This window comes from Leisingera sp. F5, from assembly GCF_001593695.1.
In genome coordinates this window covers 1-1,116 of sequence record NZ_LUKH01001317.1, presented here as the reverse complement: position 1 = coordinate 1,116, position 1,116 = coordinate 1, and the positions used below count along the sequence as shown (strand labels likewise).

The window sequence follows — 1,116 nt, the reverse complement described above, 5'->3', positions numbered from 1 at the left end:
CCTTGAGGGTGGTGCGCATCGACGCGCTCATCACTGAGCCGAAGGCAATCGAGTTCACCCGGATCTTGTGCGGCGCCAGCGCCACCGACAGGGACCGGGTCGCCTGATCCAGCGCGGCAGAGGCGATCGAATAGGCCATCAGTTCAGGGTGGGTGCGGCGCGCGGCGATCGACGACAGGTTGATGATACTGCCCAGCGGGCCGCTGCTGTCCTCGTCTTCCTCGCCCTGCCGGATCATCCGCTTGGCCACTTGCTGCGACAGGCGCACGGCGGGCAGCAGGCTTTGCATCAGCAGCTGATCCAGGGTGTCATCGGCGGGGTCCAGCGGATCTGTTGCCACCATCTGCCGCGCGCCGTTGACCAGGATATCCACCCCGTCAAAGGCGTCAATGGTGGCCGACAGCAGATTGGCAATGGTCAGCCGTTCGCGCAGGTCGCCTGCAAAATAGCGGATATTGCTTTCCTCGGCCTGCTCGCCCAGCTCGGCCACCAGCTGCGCCTCATGGGTGTCGGCAAACATCACATTGGCGCCGGCATCGGCAAACTGCTTGCCGATCGCCAAGCCGATGCCGCTGGAGGCGCCAGTCACGATGGCGGTTTTACCGGAGATCGAAAAGGACATGTAAGGGCACTCCCCTGTAACAATCTGGCCTGTAAAAATCTGGCCTGTGGCACTCTGGGCCGCACGTTAGACCGGGCCTGCCGGTTTGGAAACCGGCATTGCGCCCCGCACGCGGTTACTTGCGCCGCCGTTTCGGCCGCGCCGCATGCAGGATCTTGAAACGGTTGTCGCCGCCCTCCTCGCGCACCTGGGCAAAGCGTTCACCCAGCGCCACCTCATAAGGCAGATGCCGGTTGGCCACCATCCACAGGCTGCCCGAGGGCGCCAGCATCGCTGCCGCTGCCCCGATGAAGGCCTGGCCCAGCGACGGCTCCGCCGTGCGGCCAGTGTGGAACGGCGGGTTCATCACCACGGTGTTCACGGTGCCCGGCGCCTTCCAGGTGCGGGCATCCGCCCAGTGAAACTGCGCCCGGCTGTCCGCCACATTCTGCCTCGCGCAGGCCAGCGCGTGGTAATCCGCCTCGGCCAGATGAACCTGCTCGACACCCTCGCGT

The 1,116-nt window shown here is 65.4% G+C and carries 2 protein-coding genes; both read right to left on the bottom strand.

Annotation, left to right across the window (positions count from 1 at the left end; all coding sequences use genetic code 11):
• On the bottom strand, nucleotides 1-622 hold a 622-nt coding region (locus A2I95_RS41080; RefSeq protein WP_291738037.1), incomplete at its 3' end, for an SDR family NAD(P)-dependent oxidoreductase.
• 115 nt (nucleotides 623-737) lie between these two features.
• Nucleotides 738-1,116, bottom strand: a 379-nt coding sequence (locus tag A2I95_RS41075) for a methyltransferase (RefSeq protein ID WP_291738036.1), incomplete at its 5' end; no start/stop codon positions are given.